Annotated in this window: 10 protein-coding genes, 2 tRNA genes and 2 rRNA genes; 12 read left to right on the top strand and 2 right to left on the bottom strand. The window is 52.8% G+C overall.

Annotated elements, in window-relative coordinates; translation table 11 throughout:
• The first annotated feature begins 54 nt into the window (after nucleotides 1-54).
• The 4 genes from BN6471_RS01665 to lpdA are packed head-to-tail and all read left to right on the top strand — an operon-like array spanning nucleotide 55 to nucleotide 5087.
• Nucleotides 55-1017 carry a thiamine pyrophosphate-dependent dehydrogenase E1 component subunit alpha gene (locus BN6471_RS01665; RefSeq protein WP_066644909.1) on the top strand — a complete coding sequence of 321 codons (963 nt, stop codon included), beginning with the start codon at nucleotides 55-57 and terminating at the stop codon, nucleotides 1015-1017.
• An 18-nt stretch (nucleotides 1018-1035) separates the two neighbouring features.
• Nucleotides 1036-2013, top strand: coding sequence for an alpha-ketoacid dehydrogenase subunit beta (locus BN6471_RS01660; RefSeq protein WP_066644907.1), 978 nt, complete (start codon nucleotides 1036-1038; stop codon nucleotides 2011-2013).
• Nucleotides 2014-2027: 14 nt separating this feature from the next.
• A complete protein-coding gene (locus BN6471_RS01655; RefSeq protein WP_066644906.1) occupies nucleotides 2028-3350 on the top strand; it encodes a dihydrolipoamide acetyltransferase family protein in 1323 nt (440 codons plus the stop codon).
• 15 nt (nucleotides 3351-3365) lie between these two features.
• A complete protein-coding gene (gene lpdA, locus BN6471_RS01650) occupies nucleotides 3366-5087 on the top strand; it encodes a dihydrolipoyl dehydrogenase (protein WP_066644905.1) in 1722 nt (573 codons plus the stop codon).
• An 80-nt stretch (nucleotides 5088-5167) separates the two neighbouring features.
• On the opposite strand, the gene BN6471_RS01645 is transcribed toward lpdA, so the two are convergent.
• Together BN6471_RS01645 and BN6471_RS01640 are read right to left on the bottom strand one after the other, a co-directional pair.
• Entirely contained in the window at nucleotides 5168-5509 is a 342-nt protein-coding gene (locus BN6471_RS01645) for a phenylpyruvate tautomerase MIF-related protein (RefSeq protein ID WP_066644904.1), read from the bottom strand.
• 37 nt (nucleotides 5510-5546) lie between these two features.
• Nucleotides 5547-6539 carry a lipoate--protein ligase gene (locus tag BN6471_RS01640; RefSeq protein WP_066644901.1) on the bottom strand — a complete coding sequence of 331 codons (993 nt, stop codon included), beginning with the start codon at nucleotides 6537-6539 and terminating at the stop codon, nucleotides 5547-5549.
• A 121-nt stretch (nucleotides 6540-6660) separates the two neighbouring features.
• Here BN6471_RS01640 and BN6471_RS01635 point away from each other — a divergent pair, with 121 nt between their 5' ends.
• The 8 genes from BN6471_RS01635 to BN6471_RS01600 all read left to right on the top strand — a co-directional run bounded on the left by BN6471_RS01635 (nucleotide 6661) and on the right by BN6471_RS01600 (nucleotide 14343).
• On the top strand, nucleotides 6661-7374 hold the full coding sequence (locus BN6471_RS01635; RefSeq protein ID WP_066644900.1) for a PHP-associated domain-containing protein: 714 nt from the start codon (nucleotides 6661-6663) through the stop codon (nucleotides 7372-7374).
• A gap of 75 nt (nucleotides 7375-7449) precedes the next feature.
• A complete protein-coding gene (locus tag BN6471_RS01630) occupies nucleotides 7450-7656 on the top strand; it encodes a DUF1858 domain-containing protein (protein WP_066644898.1) in 207 nt (68 codons plus the stop codon).
• A gap of 66 nt (nucleotides 7657-7722) precedes the next feature.
• Nucleotides 7723-7881: a rubredoxin gene (rd, locus tag BN6471_RS01625; RefSeq protein WP_066644896.1), complete on the top strand. Its 159-nt coding sequence runs from the start codon at nucleotides 7723-7725 to the stop codon at nucleotides 7879-7881.
• 15 nt (nucleotides 7882-7896) lie between these two features.
• A complete protein-coding gene (locus tag BN6471_RS01620; protein WP_066644894.1) occupies nucleotides 7897-9090 on the top strand; it encodes an FprA family A-type flavoprotein in 1194 nt (397 codons plus the stop codon).
• 294 nt (nucleotides 9091-9384) lie between these two features.
• A 16S ribosomal RNA gene (locus BN6471_RS01615) occupies nucleotides 9385-10920 on the top strand.
• 137 nt (nucleotides 10921-11057) lie between these two features.
• Nucleotides 11058-11133 (top strand) — tRNA-Ala (locus BN6471_RS01610).
• 48 nt (nucleotides 11134-11181) lie between these two features.
• Nucleotides 11182-11258, top strand: a tRNA-Ile gene (locus tag BN6471_RS01605).
• A 165-nt stretch (nucleotides 11259-11423) separates the two neighbouring features.
• A 23S ribosomal RNA gene (locus BN6471_RS01600) occupies nucleotides 11424-14343 on the top strand.
• Together the 16S and 23S rRNA genes with 2 tRNA genes alongside form the textbook arrangement of a ribosomal RNA operon.
• The last annotated feature ends 82 nt before the right edge of the window (nucleotides 14344-14425 follow it).

The raw sequence follows: 14425 nt of genomic DNA, 5'->3' as shown, positions 1-14425 counted from the left end.
TTTTTAAATGAGGCACATGTGCTAAATATATGAAAAGTAGAAGGATGATGAAAGATGGCAAAGATCAGTAAGGCAAAGTATCAGGAAATGCTCGAAAAGATGCTGCTTACCAGACGGTTTGAAGAAAAAGTAAGCTATTTCTTTTCCATGGGCATGGTTCATGGGACGACGCACCTGTACATCGGCGAAGAGGCTGTAGCGACAGGCGTATGCTGTGCACTTAATCCGGAAGACCTCATCGAGAGCACACACCGCGGACACGGTCACTGCATCTCCAAGGGGATCGACCTCAATAAAATGATGGCGGAACTGCGCGGCAAAGTCACGGGCTACTGCAAGGGCAAGGGCGGTTCCATGCACATTGCGGATATCGAACGCGGCAACCTGGGTGCGAACGGCGTCGTCGGCGGCGGCATCCCGCTGGCAACAGGCGCGGCGCTTACGACCAAGATGAAAAACATCGACCGTATCGTCGTCTGCTTCTTCGGCGACGGCGCGAGTAACGAAGGCTCTTTCCATGAAGCGATCAACTTAGCTTCTGTATGGAAGCTGCCGGTACTGTTCGTTTGTGAAAACAATAAATACGGTATGTCCGTACCGCTGGCACATTCCATGAATATCACGGATATCGCGGAGCGTGCGAAAGCTTACGGCATCCCCGGCGTAAACGTCGACGGGATGGACGTACTTGCGGTGTATGAGGAAACTTTGAAGGCTGCGAAATATGTCAAGAAAAACGGCCCGATGCTGATGGTGTGCGATACTTACCGTTACCTGGGGCACTCCAAGAGCGACGCGAACGTATACAGGACGAAAGAAGAGATCGAATCGTGGAAGAAAAAGGACGCGATCAAGAAGTTTGAAAAATATCTGGTCACGAACAAAATTTTCACGCAGGCTGAAATCGACGAGATCGAAAAAGACACCAGGCAGCAGATCGAAGACGCGGTCGCGTTTGCGGAAGCGAGCGATTTCCCGGGTCTTGATACGATCGAGCAGGACGTATACGCGGACTAAGCGGGGAGGATAAAAATAATGAGAGAAATTACATATGCGCAAGCAATCAATGAAGCAATGAGCCAGGAAATGCGCAGGGATCCTGATGTATTCCTGATGGGCGAGGACGTTGGGCTTTACGGCGGCGCGTTCGGCGTTTCCGTAGGCATGTTCGACGAGTTCGGGCCGGATCGCGTACGCGATACACCGATCAGTGAAGCGGCGATCGCAGGCTGCGCGGCAGGCGCGGCGGCAACGGGGATGCGCCCCATCGCGGAAATGATGTTTTCCGACTTTATGACGATCGCCACAGACCAGATCGTAAACCAGGCCGCAAAGATGCGGTATATGTTCGGCGGCAAGGCAAGGGTGCCGATGGTCATGCGTTTGCCGGAGGGTTCCGGTACGGGCGCTGCGGGACAGCACAGCCAGAGCCTCGAAGCATGGATGTGCCATGTGCCGGGCCTTAAAGTCGTTGCGCCGTCCACACCGGCTGACGCCAAGGGGCTTTTAACGGCGGCGATCCGTGACGACAATCCGGTCATGTTCTTTGAACAGAAACTTTTGTACCGCGTCAAAGGCGACGTACCGGAAGGCGAGTACGTGCTTCCGCTGGGGAAATCCCACATCGTACAGGAAGGCAAAGACCTGACGATCGTGACTTACGGCAGGATGCTGCAGGTGGTGCAGCAGGCGGCAGAAGCGGTTGCCAAAGATGGGATCAGCGTGGAGATCATTGATCCGCGTACGCTGTACCCGATGGATACGGAAACGATTATCAATTCTGTGATCAAAACATCCCGTGCAATGATCGTACACGAAGCGGCTGTAACAGGCGGCCTCGGCGGCGAGATCGCGGCAAAGATCGCGGGAAGCGAAGCGTTCTATTATCTGGATGCGCCTGTTAAGCGTGTATGCGGCCTTGACGTCCCTGTACCGTATTGCCCGGAGCTTGAGAGGAACATCGTTCCGACGGTGGATAAGGTGACAAAGGCGATCTACGAGATCATGCGCTGAGGGGTGAGCAGACGATGGCAGAAAAAGTAATCATGCCCAAGGCCGGGATGGCGATGGAAACGGGAACCATCATCAAATGGCTGAAAGAAGTGGGCGACAAAGTAGAATACGGCGAACCGATCCTTGAGATCGAAACGGATAAGACTTCCATGCAGGTGGAAGCGATGAACGACGGCTACCTGCTTTCCAAGCTTTATGAAGCGGGAGCGGAAGTACCTGTTGTGACGACGATCGGTTACATCGGCGAAAAAGGGGAGACGCCGCCGGCAGGCGATGCACCGGCAGCGCCCAAAGCGGCCAGTGCGCCGGAAGCAAAGGAAGAGACAAAAGAGGCTGCGCCGGCTGTGGAAGAAAAGAAACCGGCAAGTTTTGCAACGGGCGGCAAGCTGCGCGCTACTCCCGCCGCGAAACGGATCGCGCGGGAAAAAGGGATCGACCTTGCGTCGATCGATACAAACGGGCAGCCGGTCAAGGCAAGGGATCTGGACGGCGCCTCGGCCAAAGTGAAAGCTACGCCGCTGGCAAAACGCCTGGCAGAACAGAACGGCGTCGATATTTCCTCGGTTGCAGGCAGCGGTTATGGCGGAAAAGTCAAAAAAGACGATGTGCTTGCGGCGGTGGCGGCTCCGGCTGCTGCAACGCAGGCTGCTTCGGAGGAAGACGTACTGATGCCGCTTAATGGTATGAGGAAGACGATCGCCAAACGCATGCTGGAATCGCATAACAACGTACCGCCGGTCACGCTCAATACACAGGCGGATGTGACGGGGCTGTTTGCGCTGCGTAAGCAGATCAACGATATTTCGGACACCAAGGTCTCGTTCAACGACCTGGTCGTCAAGGCATGCGCGGTGGCGCTGCGCGAGTTTCCGAACATCAATGCATCGTATACCGAAGAAGGCGTGTTGTACAAAAAGGATATCAACATCGGTATTGCGGTAGCGCTTGACGACGGACTGATCGTTCCCGTCCTGCGCAACGCGGACAAATATTCCCTGCAGACTCTGGCGGCGGCAAGCAAGGATATGGCCGGCCGCGCGCGCGAAGGCAAGCTTCTGCCGGATGAATATACGGGCGGTACCTTTACGGTCAGCAACTTAGGCATGTTCGGTATCCAGTCTTTTGACCCGATCATCAACATGCCCGAAGCATGCATCCTCGGCGTATGCGCGATCACGGACCAACTGGTGATGGAAGAGGACGGCAGCATCAAAAACCATAAGAAGATGGGCTTCTCGCTGACGTTTGACCATCGTTGCGTGGACGGCGCTTCGGGTGCTAAATTCCTGCAGCGCGTGGTGCAGTTGATGGAAAACCCGCTGGGAATGTTGATCTAGGGAAAGGAAAAGGCGATGGCTGAAAGAATTATTATGCCCAAGGCCGGAATGGCCATGGAAACGGGTACGATCATCAAATGGCTCAAAGAAGTGGGCGACAAAGTAGAATACGGCGAGCCGATTTTGGAGATCGAAACGGATAAAACCTCCATGCAGGTGGAGGCGATGAACGACGGGTATATCTTATCCAAGCTTTACGAAGCGGGAGCCGAAGTACCTGTTGTGACGACGATCGGTTACATCGGTGAAAAAGGCGAAACACCGCCGGCAGGCGATGCGCCCGCACCGGCAGCGCCCAAGGCGGACAGTGCACAGGAAGCCGCCCCGGCGCCCGCGAAAAGCGCCCCGGCAAAGGGCGGCAAGGAATACGATATCGTCGTACTGGGCGGCGGCCCGGCCGGTTATATCGCGGCGATCAAGGCTGCGCGCCTGGGCGCGAAAACGGCGGTGGTGGAAAAATCCGCATTGGGTGGCACGTGCTTAAACCGCGGATGCATCCCGACCAAGACCTACCTGAAAACTGCGGAGATCATCCATGAGGCGATGGAAGCCAAAAAACGCGGCGTAATCTTCAAAGACCTTTCCTACACAGTCAACATGAAGGATGTGGTCGCGGAAAAGAACGGCGTGGTGAAGAAACTGGTGAGCGGCGTTACGGGACTCATGAAGAGCAACGGCATCGACGTATACCAGGGCGAAGGCCGGATACAAAAAGACAAGACGATCGTAATCGACGGCAAGGAAAGGGTTTCTGCCGAAAAGGTGATCTTTGCAGGCGGCTCCAAGGTTTCGCGGATCAATATCCCGGGGATCGATTCACCGGCTGTCATGACGAGCGACGATATCCTCGACCTTGAGGAGCTCCCCGGAAAACTGGTGGTGATCGGCGGCGGCGTGGTCGGCGTGGAGATGGCTTCCGCGTTCCGCGCATTCGGCAGCGAGGTGACGGTTCTTGAAATGATGGATCGCATCGTGCCGGGCATGGAGAGCGAACTTTCCAATGTCTTAAAGCAATCTTTAAAGGCGCAGGGGATCGACGTTCGCAACAGTGTCAATATTGAAAAGATTGAGCAGAAGGGACAGAAGGCCTATGTATACCTGAAGGAGGGCGAGCCGGTAGAAGCGGACAAAATACTGCTGTCCATCGGCAGGGTGCCTGACTTAAGCGGGATCGAAGGCCTGGATGTCGCGGTGGACGAGCGCGGACGGGTCAAGGTAGACGACGGCATGAAAACAAGCCTTGACTGGATGTGGGCGCCGGGCGATTCCAACGGGCGGACGATGCTCGCGCATGCCGCCTTCAACATGGCGGAGATCGCCGCGGAAAACGCGATGGGCGGCCATGAAAAGTATACGGGCAAATATATCCCGGCTTGTATCTATACCACGCCCGAGCTGGCTTCGGTAGGGCTGAAAGAAGAGGATGCCAAGAAAACGCATGACGTAAGCATCGGCAAATTCTTCTTCGCGGGCAACGGGCGCGCGCTTGCGTCGGGTGCGGGCGACGGGTTCATCAAGGTAGTCACGGACAGCAAAACAGGCGAGATACTCGGCGTACACATCGTCGGGCCGTGCGCGGCGGAAATGATCAATGAGGCGTGCGCGCTGATGACGATGGAGATCACGGCATATGAGGTGCCGACGATCGTCCATGCACATCCTTCGTTTTCCGAGGCGCTGATGGAAGCGGTAGCGGACAGCATCGGGGAATCCATGCACCTGCCGAAAAAGAGATAATTTATACTCCTTAAAGATAATATGTATATGTAAAAAAGCAGCCTGATCCGCAGGCTGCTTTTTTACTGGCCCTTAAAACTTTACTTCAATGCACCGTTCGAGACCCAAATGGGCATCTCCTCAAACTTGATGTACAGATTGGAAGCGGGCACGCCGTAGTCCTTTTCCAACAGGGCGACGATAGCGCCTGAAAGCTCGGCCTTGTTTTGGAATGCCTGCATCTGGTAGAGGTAGATTTCGATCATGCACAGCGGGCCGTCAAACCCGCGCCGGTACATGTCGCACCCGTCCGAGATCTTGATCAGCGTCTGTTCCGCCGTTTTTCCCGGCAGGATGCTGATCAGGTCGCCGAGCTTTGCCTGGAGCTCCTGTTTTTTTTCAGGGGCAAGCTGTTTATTCGTATTGATATTGATATAAGGCATTGTAAGACCCTCCTTTAAATAGCGAATGATGCGATGCTCAATATCCCTGCTTTTCAATGTAGGACGCGAGGTCGTTAAGGATGGCGTCCTGCTCCGGAGTGTGCGGGATATTGCGGATACACTGCGCAAGGTCTGCACTGCGGAACGCGCAGCCGATGAGCGCGGGCGCGATCGTATCCATAAAATCTGCGTCCATGGCATCGGAGAAAACCTGGGCTTTGCGGATGAGAGCATCCTTTAGGTCGAGCATCAGCTCGATACCGCCCCAGGCAAAGCGTGTTTTGATCGTAATATCAAACTGCGGCGACTCGCCGAACAGCCAATCCCAGCTTTCGTTGCGCTTTGCGATCTCGCCGATTTCCGCCCATGCCTCGTCCGTGAACGGATAGGGCTGTGGCTTGCCGTATTCAGCCCTGTAAGCCTCAAGCAGCGCTTCCGTCATCTTTTGAGGGGTAATGTCAGGGTTCAGCTCCTTTAGGTTCACAACGCGCGCACGCACGGAAGAAATGCCCTTGGATTCAATCTTGTCTTTGGATACCGCAAGGTACTGCGACAATTTGTTCATGTCAGAATCGATGAGGATCGTACCGTGGTGGAACGATCCGTTTTTGCGCCGGCAGAACGCGTTGCCTGAAAACTTGCGCCCGTCCGCCATGATATCGTTGCGGCCGGAAAACTCGGCATGGATACCGAACGTGTTGGCAGCGTCGAGCATGACCTTCAACTGGCGGTGCAGGTCGTAGGTGTCGTGCGCGGCGATAAAGGAAAAGTTCAGGTTGCCGACGTCGTGGAATACGGCGCCGCCGCCGGAGATCCTCCTCGCCAGTTTGCCGCCGTCCGCGAGCAGCCTTTCGTGGCGGCATTCGGCCCAGGCGTTCTGGTGCTTGCCGATGATGACGGAATCCTCGTGCGTGTAAAGATACATGATTACGTCGCCGGGTTGGACATGCTTTAACATATACTCTTCCACGGCGAGCGTTTGATGCGGGTCAAGCTTGGGATTGATATAGTAAAAAAAACGGTTTTGCATGTGGGTTCCCTTTCAATAGGTTTTATTAATCCCATTATAATGGAAGAAGAAAACGCATTCAAGTTTGGATTGCGGATTTGCTTTTCTTGCGATATGATAAGAAAGGGAACGGAGGAACGCTATGAAGTTTTATCAGGCGGAAACACATTGCCATTCAGCCGAAATCAGCCCGTGTTCGCGGATACCTGTCAGCTATCTGGTCAGGGAATACGAGGAAGCGGGTTATAAGTATGTGTTCCTGACGGATCATTACCACCCGCACGTGCTGGAACGTCCGGAGCTTAATGGGGCTTCGTGGGAGGAACGGGTCGACTATTTTCTTTCCGGGTACGAAAAAGCGCGTGTATGCGCCCGGGGGACTGGCGTACGCGTTTTACTGGGTATGGAGGTGGTGCTCAACCGCAGCGAGGAAACAGGGATCGGGGACGACTTCCTGGTGTATGGGTTTGGCAAGGATTTCCTGATGGGAAATCCGTACCTGTACCGCATGCCTTATGAAGCTTTTTACCGCACGATCCGTGAAAACGGACTGCTGACTTTCCAGGCACATCCCTACCGTTATGGTTTAAAGCCGGTGGAGCCGATCTGTTACGACGGGATCGAAGTGGTGAATACGCATCCGCGCCATGCTTCGCGCAATGCGATGGCCATCGATTTTGTGGCGCGCCATGACCTGTACGTGATCGGCGGGAGCGACGCGCATGCGGAAGAAGATATTGGCCGCGGCGGCGTGATGCTGCCGGACGGGATAGAAGCCCCCATGGATTTCGTACAGTTTTACCGTGAAAACGGCTCGCCGGAGCTCATCGTCACTTTTGGCGCGGACAATATATAAATTCGTTTAATATATCGCCGAGGCGGTTATATATGAAAAGTAAAAGAAAAGATTGAGGGAAAGAGGTATAGTAAAATGGCACAGAAAATCACAAAGGACATGAATATCATGGATATCCTCCAGATCGACGAGGGGCTTGCTCCCATTTTTATGGAAGCGGGTATGGGATGCCTCGGATGTGCGGCAGCGCACTTCGAGAATTTAGAGCAGGCATGCGGCGTACATGGTATCGACGCGGATGCGCTCTCCGAAAAGCTCAACGCTTACCTGGAAAGCAAATAAGTTTTAAGGAAGCGGCTTAAAGCCGCTTCTGAAATATCAATCCAAGAAATCAAAGGAGAACTCGAAATGAAAAAGTATGTATGCACAGTTTGCGGTTATGTTTATGATCCTGAAGCAGGCGATCCGGACAACGGGGTTGCACCGGGCACGAAATGGGAAGATGTTCCGGCGGATTGGGTTTGCCCGATGTGCGGAGCGGATAAATCCGCATTTGAAGAGGAATAAGACGGAGGGGTATGTATGAGCGCTCAGCCAACGAAAATAATGGACGGCATCTGGTGGGTCGGGGTACAAAATCCTGACCTGCGTATTTTCGACGTCATCATGAGGACGGAATGGGGAACATCCTACAATTCTTACCTCATCAAGGGCGCGGAAAAGACGGCCGTTGTAGACGCTGTAAAAGCGGGATTCTCGGACGAACAGCTTGAAAGAATCAGCGCGGTCGTAGATCCCAAAACCATCGATTATATTATATGCAACCATACGGAGCCCGATCACTCGGGGGCGCTTATCAAGCTGATGGAAGCGGCTCCTGATGCAGTCGTTGTGTGTTCGCGTCCGGCGAAGATGCTCATCCGTGAGATCATCAACCGCGATTTTGAATGTATCATCGCGGGCGACGGCGTGACATTAGACCTCGGCGGCAAGACGATTGAGTTCATCTCTGCTCCGTACCTGCACTGGCCGGATTCGATCTTCACATATGTGAAGGAAGACGCGTTCCTTTCATCGGGAGACGTGTTCGGATTCCATTTTTCGGCTTCGCAGATTTTTGACGACCTGACCAAGCTGGATGCGAATATGATCTCTTCCCAGAAGTATTACTTCGACGTGATCATGTCACCCTTCAAAAGCTATGTTCTGGAAGCGGTCGAAAAGATCCGCAACTTAAAGATCGACGTGATCGGGCCGTCGCATGGCCCGGTATTGCGGCAGGATCCGTGGGGGGCGGTCAAGCGTTATGAGAATTGGTCGATCCCCGTGATCAACGATCCGAAGAAAATATACATCGGATATGTGACGTGCTATGGCTATACGGCAAAGCTTGCAGAGCAGCTTTATGCAGGCGCCGACCAGGACGGTGTGGAAGTAGAGATCGAGGATGTTTCCAAGCTTCCGGCAGGTGAAGTTGCAGCGAAGATCCAGGCGGCGGATGCATTTGCGCTCGGCTCGCCGACCTTAAACCGCGACGTATTGAAGCCGGTGTGGGATGTGATGTCCTCCCTGTGCCCGTATGTGGTCAAGGGGAAAAACGCGGCGGTATTCGGAACGTACGGATGGAGCGGCGAGGCTTGCAAGTATATGAGCGAGCGGCTTTCCAACCTGGGCGTGAAGATCGTGGGCGAAGCAAGGGCTAAGCTCAACCCGAATGAGGAAGAACTCAAAACGGCTTATGAGCTGGGAGTCGCGCTTCGTAAGACAGTGAAATAGCCAGTTTTAAGTAAAAACAAAACCATCGCACTTGCTGCGGTGGTTTTTCTTTTTGAAAGCCTTATCGTTTCACATAATATAGAAGAAAGTCATCAAAAAAAGAAATATAAAGAAAAAGTAAAAAAAGAGTAAGAAATGTGTTGACAGGGGAAGGGTAGTTTGGTATTATAAATAAGCCGCAAAAAAAGCGGCGAACCTTGAAAAAAGCATACAGTACCAAGAACGAAAAGGAAATGCTTGAAAAGCGGAGCCTAGATCAATCTGGTTAAAAAATGCAGGAATGCATTTAAAATTTTAATTAAGAGTTTGATCCTGGCTCAGGACGAACGCTGGCGGCGTGCTTAACACATGCAAGTCGAACGAGGTTGCTCTTTGTGAATCCTTCGGGAGGAACTGTGAGTATACCGAGTGGCGGACGGGTGAGTAACGCGTGAGCAACCTGCCCTGCAACGGGGGACAACAGTTGGAAACGACTGCTAATACCGCATGAGACCACGGTTTCGCATGGAACTGGGGTAAAAGGATTTATTCGATGCAGGATGGGCTCGCGTCCCATTAGATAGTTGGTGAGGTAACGGCCCACCAAGTCAACGATGGGTAGCCGACCTGAGAGGGTGATCGGCCACACTGGAACTGAGACACGGTCCAGACTCCTACGGGAGGCAGCAGTGGGGAATATTGGGCAATGGGCGAAAGCCTGACCCAGCAACGCCGCGTGAGGGAAGAAGGTCTTCGGATTGTAAACCTTTGTCCTATGGGACGAAACAAATGACGGTACCATAGGAGGAAGCTCCGGCTAACTACGTGCCAGCAGCCGCGGTAATACGTAGGGAGCAAGCGTTGTCCGGAATTACTGGGCGTAAAGGGTGCGTAGGTGGCCATGTAAGTCAGGTGTGAAAGACCGGGGCTCAACCCCGGGGCGGCACTTGAAACTGTGTGGCTTGAGTACAGGAGAGGGAAGTGGAATTCCTAGTGTAGCGGTGAAATGCGTAGATATTAGGAGGAACACCAGTGGCGAAGGCGACTTTCTGGACTGTAACTGACACTGAGGCACGAAAGCGTGGGGAGCAAACAGGATTAGATACCCTGGTAGTCCACGCCGTAAACGATGGATACTAGGTGTGGGGGGCGATAGTCCTCCGTGCCGAAGCTAACGCATTAAGTATCCCGCCTGGGGAGTACGATCGCAAGGTTGAAACTCAAAGGAATTGACGGGGGCCCGCACAAGCAGCGGAGCATGTGGTTTAATTCGAAGCAACGCGAAGAACCTTACCAAGGCTTGACATCCTCTGACGCATGTAGAGATACATGTTCCCTTCGGGGCAGAGAGACAGGTGGTGCATGGTTGTCGTCAGCTCGTGTCGTGAGATGTTGGGTTAAGTCCCGCAACGAGCGCAACCCTTATTGCTAGTTGCCAGCGAGTAAAGTCGGGAACTCTAGTGAGACCGCCGGGGACAACTCGGAGGAAGGTGGGGACGACGTCAAATCATCATGCCCCTTATGTCTTGGGCTACACACGTGCTACAATGGCCGGTACAAAGGGCAGCGACCCCGTAAGGGTGAGCGAATCTCAAAAAGCCGGTCCCAGTTCGGATTGTGGGCTGCAACCCGCCCACATGAAGTCGGAGTTGCTAGTAATCGCGAATCAGCATGTCGCGGTGAATGCGTTCCCGGGCCTTGTACACACCGCCCGTCACACCACGGAAGTTGGGAGCACCCGAAGCCAGTGGCTTAACCGTAAGGAGAGAGCTGTCGAAGGTGAGATCAATGACTGGGGTGAAGTCGTAACAAGGTAGCCGTATCGGAAGGTGCGGCTGGATCACCTCCTTTCTAGGGTGTAAGAAACAAAGAGGCAAAGCGAAGTAGGACATTTTCTTTTCGGGTACTGATGTTTTTAAAGGGAAAGAACAGCAAACTGCATAGAAGCCGTTTGAAGAGCATATACGGGAGTATATGCGATTTAAAATGGGGGTGTAGCTCAGCTGGGAGAGCACCTGCCTTGCAAGCAGGGGGTCAGCGGTTCGATTCCGCTCATCTCCACCAAGAGTGGGAAGAAAGCGGAGGACACCGAAGGCAGCTAACTGTAGGTATGGGCTCATAGCTCAGCAGGTTAGAGCACACGCCTGATAAGCGTGAGGTCGGTGGTTCGAGTCCACTTGAGCCCACCACAGGACAACGCAGAGCGTTGTTCCAAAATGAGAGAAGCACATTGAAAACTGGATAGTAGAAGAAGACAAAGAGAAGCGATAAAAAATCACGAAAACTAATTCAAATTAGGGTAAGAGAAATAATTTCGTTTTGAGAATGTCTTAGGAGAAAGAAAGTAGACGAAAGATCAAGCTAACAAGAGCACAGGGTGAATGCCTTGGCATCAAGAACCGAAGAAGGACGTGTCAAGCTGCGAAAAGCTGCGGGGAGTTGCAAGCAAACATTGATCCGCAGATATCCGAATGAGGGAACTCAGCGCAAGTAACGTTGCGTTACCATATACTGAATCCATAGGTATATGGGGGGAACCCGGTGAACTGAAACATCTAAGTAGCCGGAGGAAAGGAAAACAAAAGTGATTCTCAAAGTAGCGGCGAGCGAAATGGGAAGAGGCCAAACCGGAAGTCTTCGGACATCCGGGGTTGAGGACTGTCACACGCGATCTGACGAATATAGGTAAAGAGCATTGGAAAGTGCCGCCAAAGAGGGTAACAGCCCCGTCACCGAAATACGAGTCAGCGCAGACAGCACCAGAGTACCACGGGACACGAGAAACCCCGTGGGAAGCCGGGAGGACCACCTTCCAAGCCTAAATATTCCTTGATGACCGATAGCGAAATAGTACCGTGAGGGAAAGGTGAAAAGCACCCCGGGAGGGGAGTGAAAGAGAACCTGAAACCTTGTGCTTACAAGCAGTGGGAGCACTATTAGAAAGTGTGACCACGTACTTTTTGTAGAACGGGCCAGCGAGTTACGGTATGTAGCAAGGTTAAGCAACTGGAGTTGCGGAGCCGAAGGGAGACCGAGTCTTAATAGGGCGTTAAGTTGCATGCTGTAGACCCGAAACCGGGCGACCTACCCATGAGCAGGTTGAAGCGGTGGTAAAACACCGTGGAGGACCGAACCACACGTATGTTGAAAAATGCGGGGATGACTTGTGGGTAGCGGAGAAATTCCAATCGAGCTCGGAGATAGCTGGTTCTCCTCGAAATAGCTTTAGGGCTAGCCTCGAGCGAAGATATATGGGGGTAGAGCACTGAATGGACTAGGGGGCTTCACGGCTTACCGAATCTTATCAAACTCCGAATACCATATATTACATACTCGGGAGTCAGACAGTGTGAGATAAGTTTCATTGTCAAAAGGGAAAGAGCCCAGATCATCAACTAAGGTCCCAAAGTGTAAGTTAAGTGGAAAAGGATGTGGAATTGCAGAGACAACTAGGATGTTGGCTCAGAAGCAGCCACTCATTTAAAGAGTGCGTAACAGCTCACTAGTCGAGTGATTGTGCGCCGAAAATGTCCGGGGCTAAAACTTACCACCGAAGTTATGGGTGCACAGTAATGTGCGCGGTAGAGGAGCATCGATTAAGGGCAGAAGCTGTACCGAGAGGAGCAGTGGACTTTAATCGAGAGAGAATGCTGGCATGAGTAGCGAGAGTGAGGTGAGAATCCTCACCGTCGAAAGCCTAAGGTTTCCTGGGGAAGGCTCGTCCGCCCAGGGTAAGTCGGGACCTAAGCCGAGGACAGTATCGTCGTAGGCGATGGACAACAGGTTGATATTCCTGTACTGCCGACAAAGCGTTTGACCGACGCAGTGACACAGGAGGATAGCAGAAGCGAGCTGATGGTAGAGCTCGTCCAAGCACTGGGGCTGGAAATTAGTGAAGTACGGTTTCCGTAAAGGCTGAGGTGTGATGGGGACAGAAAACAAGTATGGAAGTCTGTGAATCCACACTGGCGAGAAAAGCTGCTAGGGAGTTTTGTAGGTACCCGTACCGCAAACCGACACAGGTAGGCGAGGAGAGAATCCTAAGACGATCGGGAGAAGCATTGTTAAGGAACTCGGCAAAATGACTCCGTAACTTAGGGATAAGGAGTGCCTAGTAAAATAGGTCGCAGTGAATAGGCCCAAGCGACTGTTTAGCAAAAACACAGGTCTGTGCGAAATCGAGAGATGAAGTATACGGGCTGACGCCTGCCCAGTGCTGGAAGGTTAAGGGGAATTGTTAGCGCAAGCGAAGCAAGGAACTTAAGCCCCAGTGAACGGCGGCCGTAACTATAACGGTCCTAAGGTAGCGAAATTCCTTGTCGGGTAAGTTCCGACCCGCACGAATGGCGTAACGACTTGGGCACTGTCTCAACAATGTACCCGGCGAAATTGTAGTATGAGTGAAGATGCTCATTACCCGCGATAGGACGGAAAGACCCCGTAGAGCTTTACTGCAACTTGGCATTGGATTTTGGTATTGGATGTACAGGATAGGTGGGAGACAAAGAAGCGCAGACGCCAGTTTGCGCGGAGTCACTGTTGGGATACCACCCTTCCAATACTAGGGTTCTAACAAAAGGCCGTGAACCGGCTTTTGGACAGTACCAGGTGGGCAGTTTGACTGGGGCGGTCGCCTCCGAAAGAGTAACGGAGGCGCCCAAAGGTTTCCTCAGAATGGTCGGAAATCATTCATTAGAGTGCAAATGCATAAGGGAGCTTGACTGCGAGAGGGACACCTCGAGCAGGGACGAAAGTCGGGATTAGTGATCCGGCGGTATGAGAGTGGAATTGCCGTCGCTCAACGGATAAAAGCTACCTCGGGGATAACAGGCTTATCTCCCCCAAGAGTCCACATCGACGGGGAGGTTTGGCACCTCGATGTCGGCTCGTCGCATCCTGGGGCTGAAGCAGGTCCCAAGGGTTTGGCTGTTCGCCAATTAAAGCGGCACGCGAGCTGGGTTCAGAACGTCGTGAGACAGTTCGGTCCCTATCCATCGTGGGCGCAGGAAGTTTGAGTGGAGCTGTCCTTAGTACGAGAGGACCGGGATGGACGTACCAATGGTGTACCAGTTGTTCTGCCAAGAGCATGGCTGGGTAGCTACGTACGGACGGGATAAACGCTGAAGGCATCTAAGCGTGAAGCCCCCCACAAGATAAGACTTCCCATTCTTTATGAAGTAAGGCCCCTTGTAGACTACAAGGTTGATAGGCCGGAGGTGTAAGTGCAGTAATGTATTAAGCTGACCGGTACTAATAGGCCGAGGGCTTGATCAACATTATGTTGATTACAACAGTCTAAATTTCTTAAGACATTCCTTTGTCTTTCTACTATACAGTTTTGAGTGTGCTTTTGTGC

Source organism: Christensenella timonensis (genome assembly GCF_900087015.1).
GTDB classification, from domain to species: domain Bacteria; phylum Bacillota; class Clostridia; order Christensenellales; family Christensenellaceae; genus Christensenella; species Christensenella timonensis.
The sequence above is the reverse complement of the archived record's forward strand: the minus strand, read 5'-3'. Positions and strand labels throughout refer to the sequence as shown.

Bases quoted from the DNA above. Each gene is read 5' to 3' on its own strand.
- BN6471_RS01665 (WP_066644909.1), top strand. From the start codon at position 55: ATGGCAAAGATCAGTAAGGCAAAGTATCAGGAAATGCTCGAAAAGATG.
- BN6471_RS01660 (WP_066644907.1), top strand. From the start codon at position 1,036: ATGAGAGAAATTACATATGCGCAAGCAATCAATGAAGCAATGAGCCAG.
- BN6471_RS01655 (WP_066644906.1), top strand. From the start codon at position 2,028: ATGGCAGAAAAAGTAATCATGCCCAAGGCCGGGATGGCGATGGAAACG.
- lpdA (WP_066644905.1), top strand. From the start codon at position 3,366: ATGGCTGAAAGAATTATTATGCCCAAGGCCGGAATGGCCATGGAAACG.
- BN6471_RS01645 (WP_066644904.1), bottom strand. From the start codon at position 5,509: ATGCCTTATATCAATATCAATACGAATAAACAGCTTGCCCCTGAAAAA.
- BN6471_RS01640 (WP_066644901.1), bottom strand. From the start codon at position 6,539: ATGCAAAACCGTTTTTTTTACTATATCAATCCCAAGCTTGACCCGCAT.
- BN6471_RS01635 (WP_066644900.1), top strand. From the start codon at position 6,661: ATGAAGTTTTATCAGGCGGAAACACATTGCCATTCAGCCGAAATCAGC.
- BN6471_RS01630 (WP_066644898.1), top strand. From the start codon at position 7,450: ATGGCACAGAAAATCACAAAGGACATGAATATCATGGATATCCTCCAG.
- rd (WP_066644896.1), top strand. From the start codon at position 7,723: ATGAAAAAGTATGTATGCACAGTTTGCGGTTATGTTTATGATCCTGAA.
- BN6471_RS01620 (WP_066644894.1), top strand. From the start codon at position 7,897: ATGAGCGCTCAGCCAACGAAAATAATGGACGGCATCTGGTGGGTCGGG.